The following is a 14,204-nucleotide window of genomic DNA, read 5'->3' as shown; positions in this document are numbered from 1 at the left end:
TTGAAAATCGACTAACACTTCATGGAGCCGTTCCGGGGTCCACAGTTCCTTGTGATGTCGGAACGGCCTGTAACGCTGGAAACATGGAAGGCCATCATGCGACCCGGTGGCTGCGAGCCTCTTCGAGCAGCGCGAACCAGGTGGGGCGATCCAGATCCAGGTGGCCGCCGAGCAGCAGTTCGTGGATGCGCGCCTCCTTGAGCGTGCCGATGACCGGCGCCGGCTTGCCCGGCAGGCTGCGCAGCCAGGCCAGGGCCAGCCCCGCCGTGCTGGCGCCGAGCTTGTCTGCAACGCGCGACAGGGCCGAGCCGAGCACATCCTCGAAGACCAGCCCGCCTCCCAGCGGCGACCAGGCCATGGGCACCTGATCGTCGGCAAGGATGGCGTCGTAAAGCCCATCGAAGAGCGGCTCGGGGCGTGCCAGGGAAAGCTCGAACTGATGCACGCCAAGACGGTGCCGCATGGCGGCCTGCAGGCGACGCCACTGCTCGGGCAGGAAGTTGGAGACCCCGACGGCACCGACCTTGCCGGATTCGACGATGGCATCCAGCGCCGCGCCGGTAGCGTGGACGTCGAGCAATGGATCGGGGCGGTGAAGCAGAAAATGATCCAGGCGATCCACGCCCAGTCGCGCCAGTGCATTGTCGACCGACGCATGCAGATAGTCGGGAGAGGTGTCGTAGTGCTTGACGCGGAAGGGCGAGTCATCGCACTTCGGCAGGATGATGTCGGCCTTGGTGACGACTCGAACGCGCTGCTTCAAGGCGGGGCGCGCCCTGAGCGCTGCACCGAACAGCCGTTCGCACTCGCTATTACCGTAGATGTCGGCGTGATCGAACCAGTGCAGGCCCTCGTCCAGGCGGGCCTCGATCCAGTCGGCGAAGCGCTCGGGATCGGCCAGTTCCGGGCGTTCATGCAGGCGCATCATGCCGAGTACGAAGGGCACGTCGAAGTGCAGATCGTCGCTCATGCCACGTTGTCCTCACGGGTGATGGTCATGGACAGCAGGTGCTGAGCATCGGGGACCAGCCAGACCGGGTCGACCCGGGTGCAGGCGGCTTCGACACACAGGAATCGGTGGACGACGTCGGCCGGCGTGTCCTCGGGGCGCGCCGTATCGGGCTGCCAGACGACGGTGGAATCGCTGCCCTGCTTGGTGATGCGCAGGCGGCGCTGGCCATCGTCGAGCACCACGGGCCGGTGGGACTGATAGATGCGGTCCACCTCGCCGCGTATGCCGAGCTCGCCCTGTTGTTCCGCCTCGGCGAATCCCTTGAGCTTGTCGAGATAGCGGGCGCCGGCCAGACCTTCCACGCGGCAGGCATGAGCATGGCTGACGGCGAAATAGGTGTGCAGGGCACCGGTCAGCTTTACCGGCGTTTCGCCGCGGTGTTCGGTAATCAGCTCCACATGCAGGCGTCGGGCGTTGGCCTGAACGACCACGCGCGGTACCAGCTGTTCATGCAAGCGGGACTCGGGCGACAGGTGCAGCTCGACGCCCTCGGCATGGTCATCCACTGCATCGAGACGCCAGTCGGCCTTGCGGGCCGGGCCGTGCATCGGCCCCTGACCGTCCGGCGACTCGTTGGCGAACCATGGCCAGCACAGCGGAATGCCGCCGCGAATGGCGCCGGGAGCGGCCTGAGGCGTCGGGGTGACCCACAGCCAGCCGGCATCGGCCGGCACGGCGGCATCGGTGGGCAGCGATTCGGGGGCGGGATCGGGTGTGGTGAAGGCCACCTCGGGATGCGGGGGGGAAGTGGCCTCGGTGCCTTGCGGTGCATTCTCCGCAGCCTCGAAGCTGCGCACGGAGGAGGCGGACGCTGCGTCAGGAGCTGTCGCAGCCGGTAGGGTGTCCGGGGTGAGGGCCGCTGGAGCATCCGGCATGCTCTCGATATCGGCGACCCCGCGTGAGACGGCGGCGGCCGGCAGAGGAACCGCTTCGGCGGCGGGAAGAAAGTGCAGCACCTGGGCCCCTTGCAGAGAGACGGCGAGTTCTCCCCAGGCCTCGCGGATCAGCAGCAGCGTTCGGCCTTCCCAGTGTGCCTGACGGCGTCCATGAGTCTCGTTCAGCAACTGACGCAGCGCGTCGGGTATCATGCTACCTCCTCGTTGTGTAGCGCTTCGGCGGCACCGAGTAGTCCCGTCCAGGCCGCCGTTACCACCCAGGTCGGTATCCCGGTATTGAAGGCACCCATGCGGCCCTTGTCGGCAAAGGCCTCCCGGAAGCGACTGCGCGGCAGCCATTCCAGCATCCGCGGCAGGATGCCGCCGCAGAGATAGACACCACCGCGTGCGCCCAGCATCAGGGCGGCGTCTCCCGTCACGTCACCGAGAATCTTGAGAAATCGCATCACGGTTTCCCGGGCCAGCGGGTCGCTGGCGCGCGCCGCGCCCGTGACCTCTGCCGGCGTATTGTAGCGGGGATGTACGCCTCTGAGGGAGGCGTAGGCCATGTACAGATCCAGCAGGCCCTGACCGCACAACAGGCGCTCCACCGAGACACGCCCGTAACGGTGACGGAAATAGCCTAGCAGACTCAGTTCATGCTCATCGGTCGGCGCAAAGGTGATATGTCCCCCCTCGGTGGGCAGCGGGATCCAGGCGCGCTGTCCGGGGAACAGCCCGGCCACGCCGAGGCCGGTGCCGGGCCCCATGATCAGTCGGGTGCGTTCGGCTTCCGCCTCGCCGCCGCCGATGGCGACCAGTTCGTCGGCGGCGACATGCGGAACGCCGAGCGCCTGAGCGGTGAAGTCATTGATGACCTTGAACAGGTCGAGTCCCAACGAGGTTTTTACCTCTCGCTTGGAAAAGCACCAGTCGTTGTTGGTCATCTTCACGGTGTCGTCGTGCACCGGGCAGGCGAACGCCAGGCAGGCCTCGCGGGGCGCGACGGCGCCAACCTGATCGAGATAGGCGCGTATCGCTTCCTCCAGGCCGGCATAGGCGGCGCAGGGCAGCGTCTGGATGTCATGCGGCTCATGTTCGCCCGGCGTCACCAGGGCGAACCGGGCGTTGGTGCCGCCGATATCGCCGATCAGTGCCGGACGGCTCATTTAGCCTCCTCCAGAGCGTTCATGTCGAAGCCGTTGAATGTCGAGGCGCCTTCCTCGGCGCCGCCGACCATGGCGCGCATGCCGGCGAACAGTTCGCGGCCCATGCCCTGGTGCGAGCCGACGAGATCGGCGCTGACCGCTTCCCGAGCATTCCACTCGGCCTCGTCGACCAGTACGCGCAGCTCGTTATTGTCGGCATCGAGGCGAATCACGTCGCCCTCACGCAGCTTGGCGAGCGGGCCGCCGTCCACGGCTTCCGGGGTCATGTGAATCGCGGCGGGTACCTTGCCCGAGGCGCCGGACATGCGCCCGTCGGTGACGAGGGCGACATGGTAGCCGCGATCCTGCAATACGCCGAGGAAGGGGGTGAGCTTGTGCAGTTCGGGCATGCCGTTGGCGCGCGGCCCCTGGAAGCGCACCACCACCACCACATCGCGGTCGAGCTCGCCGGCTTCGAAGGCATGCTTGAGCTGGTTCTGATCCTCGAACAGCCGTACCGGAGCTTCGACGAAGTGATGCTCCTGCTTGACCGCCGAGGTCTTGATCACGCCGCGTCCCAGGTTGCCGTCGAGCACGGTCAGCCCGCCGGTAGGGGCGAAGGGGCGCGCGACCGGGCTCAGAATCTCTTCGTCGAGGCTGGTCTCGGGGCCTTCGCGCCATACCAGCTTGCCGTCTTCGAGGAAGGGTTCCTGGGTATAGGCGGTCAGGTCGGTGCCGAAGACCGTGGGGATGTCGCCATGGATGAGTCCGGCGCCCAGCAGTTCGCGGAACAGGAAGCTCATGCCCCCGGCGGCCTGGAAATGGTTCACGTCGGCCTTGCCGTTGGGGTAGATGCGCGTCAGGCTCGGGACGACACGTGAGAGGTCGGCAAAATCGTCCCAGGTGACCGTCAGCCCGGCGGCGCCCGCCATGGCGATCAGGTGCATGGTGTGGTTGGTGGAGCCGCCGGAGACCAGCAGACCGACCAGCGCGTTGACGATGGCCTTGGCGTTGATCTGCTGCCAGAACGGCCGATAGTCGCCGCCCTGGGCGGAGTTGCGTACCGCCTGCTCGGTGGCATAGCGGGTCAGGGCGTCGCGCAGTGGCGTGCCGGGATTGACGAAGGAGGCGCCCGGCAGATGCAGCCCCATCATTTCCATCATCAGCTGGTTGGAGTTGGCCGTGCCATAGAAGGTGCAGGTACCGGGGCTGTGGTAGGACTGCGATTCGGCCTCGAGCAGCTCCTCGCGTCCCACCTTGCCTTCGGCATAGAGCTGGCGGATGCGCGACTTCTCTTCGTTGGGCAGGCCGCTCTTCATCGGACCGCCAGGCACGAAGACCGCCGGCAGGTGCCCGAAACGCGCGGCGCCGATGAACAGGCCTGGCACGATCTTGTCACATATTCCCAAGTAGAGTGCGGCATCGAACATGTTGTGGGACAGCGCCACGGCCGTGGCCATGGCGATCACGTCGCGGGAGAACAGCGACAGCTCCATGCCCGGCTGGCCTTGGGTGACACCATCGCACATGGCCGGAACTCCTCCGGCGAACTGGGCGGTAGAGCCCATCGAACGTGCAGCGTCCTTGATGATCTCGGGGAAGTCCTTGAACGGCTGATGGGCCGAGAGCATGTCATTGTAGGACGACACGATGGCGAGATTGGCACTGTTCATCAGCTTGAGCTGATCCTTGTCCTGGGCGCCGCAGGCGGCAAAGCCATGCGCCAGATTGCCGCAGGAGAGCGTGCCGCGATGAACGCCACGTCCGTGCTGGTCTTGCATCAGTTGTTCATAGCGCTCACGGCGCGCGCGGGAGCGCTCCTCGATCCGCTGGGTGACGCGCTTGACAGTGTCATTGACGGGCATGGAGACGTCCTCATCGATGTCATTGGAATGTGGCTAAATTTAACAAAATATTGTCTTTCTAGCTGTCATTCTTTGAACGATATTGAAGTAATGTTGTAAAATTATTCCATATCGGAGCTTTATCACAGTGACGGGATTCACGCCAACGAAGAGGAAACCCTTATGACTCTGCGTGTCGCCATCAACGGTTTTGGCCGTATCGGCCGCAACGTGCTGCGGGCTCTCTACGAGAATGGTTATCGTGACCGCGTCGAAGTGGTCGCCATCAACGATCTCGGTGATCCCGCACTCAACGCCCATCTGCTCAAGCATGACAGCGTTCATGGTCCCTTCGGGTTCCCGGTCGAGCATGACAGTGAATCCCTTATCGTAGACGGCGACCGCATCCGCATGCTTTCCGAGCGCGACCCCGCCTCTCTGCCCTGGGAGTCGTTGGGCGTGGATCTGGTCATGGAGTGCACCGGGCTGTTCACCAAGCGTGACGCCGCAGCCAAGCATCTCGAGGCCGGTGCCGCACGCGTGCTGATCTCGACGGCCAGTTCCGATGCGGATGCCATGGTGGTCTATGGCGTCAATGAGCATATCCTCAAGCCGGAACATCGTGTGGTCTCCAACGCCTCCTGCACGACCAATTGCCTGGCGCCGGTGGCCAAGGCGCTGAATGACGCGCTGGGCATCGAGCATGGCCTGATGACCACGGTGCATGCCTACACCAATGATCAGAATCTCTCCGACGTCTATCATCAGGACCCTTATCGTGCACGCAGTGCGACACAATCGATGATCCCGACCAAGACGGGGGCCGCAGCGGCGGTCGGTCAGGTGCTGCCGGAACTCAACGGCCGGTTCGACGGGCTGGCGATACGCGTGCCGGTGATCAACGTGTCGCTGGTGGATCTGGCATTCGTCGCTAGCCGTGACACCACCCGGGATGAAGTCAACGCCATCATGGAGAAGGCGGCAGCCGAATCGGAAGTGCTGGCCATTAATGCTCAGCCTCTGGTGTCCATCGATTTTAACCATGATCCTCACTCTTCCACTTTTGACGCCAATCACACTCGCGTCAACGGTCGTCTGGTCAAGGTCATGGCCTGGTATGACAATGAGTGGGGATTCTCCAATCGCATGCTCGATACGGCGCTGGCCATGCAAGCGGCGCAATAATCCCGCTCTCTTCATCGTGTGAAATTCGCAAGGCGCCTTCGGGCGCCTTGTTGCATTTGGGCGTTACATCCAAAGGCAGGGGCAAACGTTATCCCGATCCCTTAAGGTATCTGACGCAGACAATGCTAAGCTGCAGGAATATTAGCGCGGCCCGGGTGCACTCTGGAGCCGTTGTGCTGTTAGACTCCTCGGAAATGTCACGTTATGGTCAGGCTTTACCAATAATATGCGCGATTACGTCCCACAAGCCCATCTGCTGGTAGGCTCTACGCTTCGTGATGCGCGTCATGACCGTCAGGGACGGATCGTCGGCGTGGATCAGTCTCGCCATGCACCGGCGATCTTCGTCGTCTGGTCCGGTCAGGCGAAAGGCGAGCGTGTGGCGCTGGAGGTCGATGAGCTCCACGGCCTGGTGCAGGCCTTCCTCGAAGCGCCCCAGCACAAGAAGAAGGCTGCATCGTCGCAGAATGCAGCACGACAATCTCCAGCGCAGACAGCGCCATCATTGCGTTATGAGCCTCGAAAGCAGGCCGGCGTGCGTTGATGTCGAGCGTAGGGCAGCACTTCGACGCCAACCCAGAACGCCCAGGAAGGGGCAGCAAAGAAGATGAATATGCCGGCCGCTAACGATCTTTCGGTACTCCCACGGCTGCTCGACGCACTGCTTGGTGCGTCGCCGGCCGTCGTATATGCCACCGATGACGGGTGGTGGCAGGGGGAGTTGCGCTATGCCAGCAGCAATATCGCCTCCCTGGTGGGGATGGATCGCAAGCTTCTCGAGCAGGCGCCGCAACATTGGCTGGCGCATGTGATCGAGCCGGCGAGCGTGTTGGTGGAACGTCTCCATGCCGCTATCGCGGCCGGCAGCACCCAGGCCAACCTGCATTACTGGTTACGCCACGAGGATGGCAGTGAGCGTTACATTCAGGACGATGTCGCCATTCACCGCGATGAGCGTGGCGTGGTCGTCGAACTGGTCGGCTCGCTGATCGATATCACCGAGCGGCATGCCCTGCTCCAGCAGTTCGAAAGGCTCAGCGATCAGCTGCCGGGCGTGCTCTATCAGTGCCGGATGGGGGCCGATGGAACGCTGTCCTTTCCGCTGATCAGCTCGGGCATCGAGCATCTGTTCGGGCTCTCCTTCGAGACGGTCAGCGCGGATCCTCGCCTGGCTTTCGAGCGCGTGCATGCCGACGATGTCGAGGGGCTCTGGCGCAGTGTCCATCGCAGTGCAAGACGCATGGAGGTGTGGCGTTGGGAATTCCGCTATCGTCACCCCAACGGGAAGGTACTATGGGTGTACGGACATGCCACGCCGCAGCCGGAATCCGACGGCTCGATCCTGTGGCACGGTTTCTGCGAGGACGTGACGGAACGCAAGACCGCCCAGATGGGGCTTGTCGAAAGCGAACGTCGCTATCGCTTCATCGTGGAAAATGTCAGTGATCTGATCCTGCTGATGGACGTCGAAGGTCGGTGCCGGTTCGTATCGCCGTCGGTGAAGGCCGTGCTGGGCTATGCTCCCGAGCGCCTCGAGGCCCGCTCGCTGCTCGAATTCCTGCCACCCGATGATGCGCCGCGCGTGCAGCGTCTGGTCCATGAGGCTTCGTGTCGTGGCGACACCCTGCGCATGGAGGTGCGCATTCGTCATCAGCAGGGCCATTATGTGTGGCTGGAGACCAGTTGCTCGCCCTATACCAATCCGGTCAATGGCCGTTATGAGTGGGTACTGGCGGTATCGCGAGACATTACCGACCGCAAGCATCGCGAACTCAAGCTGCATGAACTTTCCACTACCGACAGCATGACCGGAGCGCTCAATCGGGGCGCGTTTCTAGGCTGTCTGCGCAGCGCGCTCGAGGCGGCCGATCATACGGTTTCGCGCCTGTCGTTGATCATTTTCGATATCGATCATTTCAAGGAGATCAACGATACTTGGGGGCATGCGGCGGGTGACCTGGTGCTGGCATGCGTCGGTGAGATATGCCGTACCACTCTGCGCGGGCAGGACGTGTTCGGACGTATCGGGGGAGAGGAGTTCGCCCTGGTACTGTCGGGCCAGTCGCTCAACGAAGCCGTCATTCTGGCGGAGCGGCTACGCAAGAAGTTCGAAGGCGTCCGGGTCGAGTTCCATGGCCACTGGTTGCATTTCACCGTCAGCTTCGGCGCTGCCGAGCGCCATACCGACGAAGGCATGGAATCGCTGCTGCATCGTACCGACATGGGGTTGTATGCGGCCAAGCGCAACGGGCGCAATCGTGTGCATCAGGCACCTGCCTATCAGGGCGATAACCGCGACGGCCCTTTGGAATGACAGCATGACACATTAACGGAGGTTCTCTTGGGACGTGCATTGCTGGCTTTAATGATGTTCACCTTCAGCCTGAATGCCTGGGCGGATGTGGCCGCTGAGCAGGGGCCGCGGGTAGTGGGCGAAACCCTCTCCTACAGCACCGGTGGGCAGACCTACGAGGGCTATCTGGCACACAACGCCAACGATGGCGAACCTCGTCCCGCCGTCCTGATCGTTCATGAATGGTGGGGGCTTGACGACTATGCCAAGGTGCGGGCCGACCAACTGGCAGCGCTGGGCTTCGTTGCACTGGCAGTCGACATGTACGGCAATGGTCGGACGGCCCAGCACCCCGATGAGGCCAAGGCGTTTTCCCGACAGGTCATGGAGGACTGGCCGGCAGCCCGTGCCCGGCTCGAAGCCGCCATGGCGGCGCTCCGGCAGAACCCGGCCGTACGCGGCGATCGCATGGCGGCCATCGGTTACTGCTTCGGGGGCGGTGTGGTCATGAACATGGCGCTGGCGGGCATGCCGCTGCAGGCCGCGATCAGCTTCCATGGCAGCCCCACCCAGGCGGTGTCGACGCCCCAGGCCTTCAATGGCGTGGTGAGAATCCACAACGGTGCCGACGACACGCTGGTCGACGCTGGAGCGCTCGAGTCCATGGTCGATACGCTTAAAGCGCAGGGCGCCGAGGTGAGCGTGGTGCAGTATCCCGGGGCCCGGCATGGCTTCACCAACCCCCACGCCGATGCACTGGCCGCCGAGTTCGACCTGCCGCTGGGCTACAATGCCGCTGCGGATGCCGCGTCCTGGCAGTCGGCACTGTTAACCCTGGATCGTACGCTTAACCAGTAGACCTGCCAGCATGCCGCTTGCAGCGCCTCTTCGCTCTACGTCGCCCCGGCTCTATCCGGGGCGACGGCGTTTGAGCCGTCTCTTGTCGTTTCGGTATGTCCGCCGCGGCGCCTGGAGAAGCGTTTCAGGTCTCAGGTATGACCCGAAGGCAGCGTTGCCGGTCGAGTGCGGCGGGAAATGGCCAACACCTGCTTGGCCAGGGCGATCATCTCCGGGTCTCCAGTGTGCTTGTCGGGAACGTCGGAGAGCTTGACTACCGGCATCCAGGGTTGCCCCTCGGGCTGGGTCTCGGTCATCTTGATGACCATGTTCATCGGGGTGACGCCGACATCGTTGGTGAAGTTGGTGCCGATGCCGAAAGCCATGCCGATGCGGCCCCGGCAGTAGGCCTCGATGCGCTCGACCCGCTCCGGTGTCAGCCCGTCGGAGAAGATGATGGTCTTGGTGCGGGGATCGATGCCCAGCCGCTGGTAATGCGCGATGGTAGCTGCCGCGAAGTCCAGCGGATCGCCACTGTCGTGGCGAACCCCGTCGAAGAGCTTGGCGAACTTCTTGTCGAAGCTGTCGAAGAAGGCCGGCGACGTGAAGGTATCGGTCAGGGCGATCCCCAGATCGCCACGATACACATCCACCCAATGCTCCAGCGCCAGACTGTTGGCCATGCGGAAGCCGAAACGGGCACCGTGGAACATGAACCACTCGTGAGCATGAGTGCCGATCGGCTTGACTCCGTGGCGCATTGCCAGATGGACATTGCTCGTGCCGGTGAACGTGGCACCGCTATGGTGCTTGAGTCCCGCCACGACACAGTCGTGCACGTCATAGCTGTAGCGACGTCGGGTACCGAATTCGGCCACCTTCAGGCCGAGGTGCTCATAATGTTCGATCTTCTCGCGGGTGCGCTCGAGGACTTTCGTATCGTCGTCGCGTGTCTCGTCGCGCAGCTGGTACCAGAGTTCGCTGATCATGGCCATCAGCGGCACTTCCCAGAGGATGGTGCGATACCATAATCCTTCGATCTCGACCGAGATGTCTTCTCCATGCTGTTCGATCCGCACTTCGCCCGGGTCATAGCGATAGCCGGCAAGGAAATCCAGGTAGGTCGGGTCGAGATAGGGACAGGTGACCTTGAGAAAGTGTTTCTCCGCCTCGCTGAGGCGGATATCGGCCATGGCATCCACCGCTTCGCGCAGATGCTCGGCAAACCCCCGAGGAAAGGCATGCTTGCCGCGGTTGATGAAGGCATAGCGCGCCTGAGCGTAGGGAAAGCGCTTGATCACTGCATTCTGCATGGTGATCTTGTAGAAATCGTTGTCCAGCAGCGAATTCAGCATCCTGTCCCCAAACGGTAGTAAAAAACTTATCTAGCTTAGCTCAAAGCAACTGCCACACTCCAACGCCTCGCGTCATGGTGGGCTGAAGAGGGCATGCGACATGAAGGGCTACATGAACGCCGCGATGCCGAACATGGCGACCATGAAACCGCCGAATATCAGCAGTCCGGCAATCGACAGCAGTATCAGCAGATAGCCCAGGATCAGCGCGGCGAGCGCCCAGGTGTCGCCCTGCTCGCCGCGTTCGCGTATCTGGCGTCGTGCCAGGTGGCCGCACACCACGCCACCCAGTGCCGCCGGAGCGAAGAAGAGTCCCACGACACTCAGGCCAAAACCCACCAGTGCCATGATATTGGTGCCCGGCTCCGGCGAGGAGCCCTGACGCGAAGGGCGAAAGATATCCTGGGCCATGACTTGCTCCGTGAAAGGAAATAGCGCCACCCTAGCATGGGTGGGAAATATCGGGAATCGACGGCAGAGGACTTGCGATGGGTTGCGAAGTACAGGCAGTGGCGAGCATCGACTCGGTGCCGCAAGAGGCGTGGAATGCGCTGGTGGATGCCGATTACCCCTTCCTGCGTCACGAATTCTTGTCGGCACTCGAGGCGACCGGCGCTGTCGGCCCCGGCACGGGCTGGACGCCGCATCATCTGCTGCTGCGCGATGAAGGTGAACTGGTCGGCATCCTGCCACGCTATTTCAAGACGCACTCGTACGGCGAATACGTCTTCGACTGGGCGTGGGCGGATGCCTGGGAGCGAGCCGGAGGGCGCTACTACCCCAAGCAGGTGACAGCGATCCCTTTTACTCCCTCGGTCGGGCCGCGCCTGTTGTTGGCACCGAGTGTCGACCCTGACGTCGCGCGTCGCACGCTTGTCGAGGCCATTCGCGGGGAAGCGATGCAGAGCTGGCACTTGCTGTTTGCCGGGGATGCAGAGGTGACGGCCTGGCGGAGCGCCTGCCCGGAATTGCTCGAACGCCAGGCGGTACAGTTTCAGTGGCAGGATGACGGTTACGGTGATTTCGAGGGCTTTCTGGGCGCCATGAGTTCGCGTCGGCGCAAGGAAATCCGCCGTGAGCGGCGTAAGGTCGCCGAACAGGGCCTGACGTTGCATCGCCTTGCGGGAGAGGCGATCGATGACGCGGCACTGAGACATTTCTTTCGCTGTTATCAGATGACTTACCTGGAGAGAGGGCAGCGCGGCTATCTGGGGCTGGAATTCTTCCGTCGGCTGCGCGAGACGATGCCCGAGGCGCTGCTGCTGGTGCAGGCGCGTGAGGCGGGCGAGCCGGTCGCTGCGGCGCTGTGCCTCAAGGGCGAGAGAACTCTTTACGGACGCTACTGGGGCAGTGAGGTCGAAGCGGATTGCCTGCACTTCGAGGTATGTTATTACCAGGGTGTCGAATATTGCCTGGCCCATGGACTGACCCGCTTCGATCCAGGGACGCAGGGTGAGCACAAGCTGACCCGTGGGTTCGCGCCACAGCGTACACGCTCGCTGCACTATCTTGCGCATCCCGATTTTCGTGACGCCGTGGCGCGCTTCTGCGCCGAGGAGCGCGACTATGTGGCGGCTTATCATCGCGAATGCCTGACGCGTCTGCCGTTTCGGCGGGAGTAGGCGCACTGCGCCTTGAGAACTGAGTGGCGATGGCGAAGCGAACGTTGATGCGAAATGCCGTGGCTCCTCCCACAGCGCAGGGGTTAGCATGGGAACTATTCTGCGGAAGGAACCTGCTGTATGAATTTTCTCTACGAGGCGGCCATCATCCTGGGTGCGGCCATCATCGCGGTGCCCCTGTTCCAGTGGCTGGGGCTGGGGGCGATCCTGGGTTATCTGGCCATCGGCGTCCTGCTGGGCCCTTCGGTCTCGGGGTTCATCAGTGAGCCGGAGTCGGTGCTGCACTTCGCCGAATTCGGGGTGGTCATGCTGCTGTTCATCATCGGCCTCGAACTCGAGCCCAAGCGGCTGTGGAGTATGCGCAAGCGGTTGCTGGGGCTGGGCAGCGCCCAGGTGCTGGGTTGCGGCGCCTTGCTTTCGACCATCGGGCTGATGCTGGATCTTTCGCTCGAGGTCTCCATCCTGCTGGGACTGATCCTGGCACTGTCATCCACGGCTTTTGCGCTGCAGGTTCTCAACGAGAACCATAGTCTGCCCACTCCCCACGGCCAGTCCGCTTTCTCCATCCTGCTGTTTCAGGATCTTGCCGTGATCCCCCTGCTGGCGATACTGCCGCTGTTCGCCGGAACCGGGGGCATCGAAACGCCAGCGGAAGATCTCTGGCTGGGCATCGCCCGTAGTGTCGGTCTGGTGATGGCCGCGATCGTCTTCGGACGACTGGTCTTTCCCCGTGTGCTGGCTTTCGTGGCACGTAGCGAGGTACATGAGTTGTTCACTGCTGCGGCGCTGTTCATGGTGCTGGGCATGGCGCTGGTGATGGAGTGGGCCGGTCTATCCATGGCGCTGGGTGCCTTCCTGGGCGGCGTGATGCTGGCGGACACGGTCTATCGGCACGAGTTGGAGGCTAATATCGAACCCTTCAAGGGGCTCATGCTGGGGCTGTTCTTCGTCGCCGTGGGCATGTCGGTGAACCTGCTCCTGGTGTTTCACAATCTCGCCTGGGTGGCGGGCATCACGCTGATGCTGCTGGTCGCGAAAATGCTCGTGATCGCCCTGGTGGGCTGGGCATCCCGGCTACCGCGTACCGAGATTCCCCGGCTGGCGACGGTCATTGCCCAAGGAGGCGAGTTCGATTTCGTGCTGCTGACCGCGGCCGTCAGCGCCGGGGTCTTCGATCAGCGCATCGCCAGTCTGTGTATCGCTGCGGTGACCATCACCATGGCGCTGACACCGTTCCTGTATCGGGCCGGCGACCGGCTCGGCCGGCGGCTCAAGCAGACGCAGCCGTTCGACTCGGACTTCGGCGATGATACCCCGCCGGTGCTGATCGCCGGTCTGGGGCGCTTCGGCCAGATCGTCGCGCGTGTCCTGAAGATCCAGGACATCGCGTTTACCGCTTTGGACCCCAACATCACGCAAGTCGAGTTCATCCGGCGCTTCGGCTCGCGCATCTACTACGCCGATGCGACACGCCATGATCTGCTGCGCGCCGCCGGTGCCGAGCAGGCCAAGGTGCTGGTGATCGCAGTGGACGACGAGCATGCGGCACTGGAGATTGCCCGGTTGGCACGCTTGCATTTCCCGAACCTGAAGGTCTACGCCCGCGCACGCAACCGGCACCATGCCTGGCAGTTGATGGAAGTCGGCGTCGAGGCCGTGATTCGCGAGACCTTCTCCTCGAGCCTGGAAATGAGTCATGAAGTTCTCAAGGGGCTGGGCTATCCCAGTTCCAATGCCTTCGATGCCGTGCGCACGTTCCGTGACTTCGATACGACGCTGTTCAATGCTTCCTATGAATATCGCAATGATCAGGAGACGCTGGTAGCCAACGAGCGAGCCGCCATGGCCGAGCTGAGATCCCTGTTCCAGAAGGAGCTCAGTGACCGTCGCGACCGGGAGGAGGTCGAGCGGATTGCCCGAGAGCAGGCTGCGAGTGCGCGCCAGGAAAGGAAGGCCCGGGAAGAGGAGGCGCCAGCCGAGAGCCGCCCCGAGGCGCCTGTAGAGGAGAAGGCGGAAAACTCACGCTGACAGGG

12 protein-coding genes are annotated in these 14,204 nt (G+C 63.0%); 6 read left to right on the top strand and 6 right to left on the bottom strand.

Going from position 1 to position 14,204, the window contains the following annotated elements:
- Positions 1-94: 94 nt before the first annotated feature.
- Genes ACYQ12_RS14200 through edd form a run of 4 tightly spaced genes read right to left on the bottom strand, consistent with a single transcriptional unit; the run spans position 95 to position 4,900 of the window.
- The gene (locus ACYQ12_RS14200; RefSeq protein ID WP_459872945.1) at positions 95-970 is read right to left on the bottom strand and encodes an aldo/keto reductase; all 876 of its coding nucleotides are present in this window, start codon (positions 968-970) and stop codon (positions 95-97) included.
- A complete protein-coding gene (locus ACYQ12_RS14195) occupies positions 967-2,100 on the bottom strand; it encodes a D-hexose-6-phosphate mutarotase (RefSeq protein WP_459872943.1) in 1,134 nt (377 codons plus the stop codon). Before ACYQ12_RS14195 ends, ACYQ12_RS14200 begins: the two co-directional genes overlap by 4 nt.
- Entirely contained in the window at positions 2,097-3,056 is a 960-nt protein-coding gene (glk, locus tag ACYQ12_RS14190) for a glucokinase (RefSeq protein WP_459872941.1), read from the bottom strand. The genes ACYQ12_RS14195 and glk overlap by 4 nt, the downstream gene beginning before the upstream one ends.
- Positions 3,053-4,900 carry a phosphogluconate dehydratase gene (edd, locus tag ACYQ12_RS14185; protein ID WP_459872939.1) on the bottom strand — a complete coding sequence of 616 codons (1,848 nt, stop codon included), beginning with the start codon at positions 4,898-4,900 and terminating at the stop codon, positions 3,053-3,055. The genes glk and edd overlap by 4 nt, the downstream gene beginning before the upstream one ends.
- A 162-nt stretch (positions 4,901-5,062) precedes the next feature.
- Here edd and gap point away from each other — a divergent pair, with 162 nt between their 5' ends.
- The 4 genes from gap (at position 5,063) to ACYQ12_RS14165 (ending at position 9,215) form a co-directional block, all read left to right on the top strand.
- Positions 5,063-6,064 (top strand): type I glyceraldehyde-3-phosphate dehydrogenase, encoded by a 1,002-nt coding sequence (gene gap / locus ACYQ12_RS14180; RefSeq protein ID WP_459872937.1) that lies wholly within the window; start codon positions 5,063-5,065, stop codon positions 6,062-6,064.
- A 226-nt stretch (positions 6,065-6,290) separates the two neighbouring features.
- Positions 6,291-6,608 (top strand): hypothetical protein, encoded by a 318-nt coding sequence (locus ACYQ12_RS14175; RefSeq protein WP_459872935.1) that lies wholly within the window; start codon positions 6,291-6,293, stop codon positions 6,606-6,608.
- Between the two features lie 69 nt (positions 6,609-6,677).
- Complete coding sequence (locus ACYQ12_RS14170) at positions 6,678-8,378, top strand: sensor domain-containing diguanylate cyclase (protein ID WP_459872933.1); 1,701 nt, start codon at positions 6,678-6,680, stop codon at positions 8,376-8,378.
- 27 nt (positions 8,379-8,405) lie between these two features.
- Positions 8,406-9,215 (top strand): dienelactone hydrolase family protein, encoded by an 810-nt coding sequence (locus ACYQ12_RS14165; protein WP_459872931.1) that lies wholly within the window; start codon positions 8,406-8,408, stop codon positions 9,213-9,215.
- A 131-nt stretch (positions 9,216-9,346) separates the two neighbouring features.
- Here the strand turns inward: ACYQ12_RS14165 and pncB are convergent, their stop codons facing one another.
- Positions 9,347-10,549 (bottom strand): nicotinate phosphoribosyltransferase, encoded by a 1,203-nt coding sequence (pncB, locus tag ACYQ12_RS14160; RefSeq protein WP_459872929.1) that lies wholly within the window; start codon positions 10,547-10,549, stop codon positions 9,347-9,349.
- A gap of 108 nt (positions 10,550-10,657) precedes the next feature.
- Complete coding sequence (locus ACYQ12_RS14155) at positions 10,658-10,960, bottom strand: DUF4190 domain-containing protein (protein ID WP_459872927.1); 303 nt, start codon at positions 10,958-10,960, stop codon at positions 10,658-10,660.
- Positions 10,961-11,037: 77 nt separating this feature from the next.
- Between ACYQ12_RS14155 and ACYQ12_RS14150 the strand changes: the two genes are divergently transcribed.
- A complete protein-coding gene (locus ACYQ12_RS14150) occupies positions 11,038-12,171 on the top strand; it encodes a GNAT family N-acetyltransferase (RefSeq protein ID WP_459872925.1) in 1,134 nt (377 codons plus the stop codon).
- A 120-nt stretch (positions 12,172-12,291) separates the two neighbouring features.
- On the top strand, positions 12,292-14,199 hold the full coding sequence (locus tag ACYQ12_RS14145) for a monovalent cation:proton antiporter-2 (CPA2) family protein (RefSeq protein ID WP_459872923.1): 1,908 nt from the start codon (positions 12,292-12,294) through the stop codon (positions 14,197-14,199).
- The last annotated feature ends 5 nt before the right edge of the window (positions 14,200-14,204 follow it).

This window comes from Halomonas shantousis, from assembly GCF_054654615.1.
The sequence above is the reverse complement of the archived record's forward strand: the minus strand, read 5'-3'. Positions and strand labels throughout refer to the sequence as shown.

Excerpts from the sequence above, each read along its gene's own strand:
- ACYQ12_RS14145 (WP_459872923.1), top strand. The coding sequence starts at position 12,292 with ATGAATTTTCTCTACGAGGCGGCCATCATCCTGGGTGCGGCCATCATC.
- ACYQ12_RS14150 (WP_459872925.1), top strand. The coding sequence starts at position 11,038 with ATGGGTTGCGAAGTACAGGCAGTGGCGAGCATCGACTCGGTGCCGCAA.
- edd (WP_459872939.1), bottom strand. The coding sequence starts at position 4,900 with ATGCCCGTCAATGACACTGTCAAGCGCGTCACCCAGCGGATCGAGGAG.
- ACYQ12_RS14170 (WP_459872933.1), top strand. The coding sequence starts at position 6,678 with ATGCCGGCCGCTAACGATCTTTCGGTACTCCCACGGCTGCTCGACGCA.
- ACYQ12_RS14155 (WP_459872927.1), bottom strand. The coding sequence starts at position 10,960 with ATGGCCCAGGATATCTTTCGCCCTTCGCGTCAGGGCTCCTCGCCGGAG.
- gap (WP_459872937.1), top strand. The coding sequence starts at position 5,063 with ATGACTCTGCGTGTCGCCATCAACGGTTTTGGCCGTATCGGCCGCAAC.
- ACYQ12_RS14195 (WP_459872943.1), bottom strand. The coding sequence starts at position 2,100 with ATGATACCCGACGCGCTGCGTCAGTTGCTGAACGAGACTCATGGACGC.
- ACYQ12_RS14175 (WP_459872935.1), top strand. The coding sequence starts at position 6,291 with ATGCGCGATTACGTCCCACAAGCCCATCTGCTGGTAGGCTCTACGCTT.
- pncB (WP_459872929.1), bottom strand. The coding sequence starts at position 10,549 with ATGCTGAATTCGCTGCTGGACAACGATTTCTACAAGATCACCATGCAG.
- ACYQ12_RS14200 (WP_459872945.1), bottom strand. The coding sequence starts at position 970 with ATGAGCGACGATCTGCACTTCGACGTGCCCTTCGTACTCGGCATGATG.
- glk (WP_459872941.1), bottom strand. The coding sequence starts at position 3,056 with ATGAGCCGTCCGGCACTGATCGGCGATATCGGCGGCACCAACGCCCGG.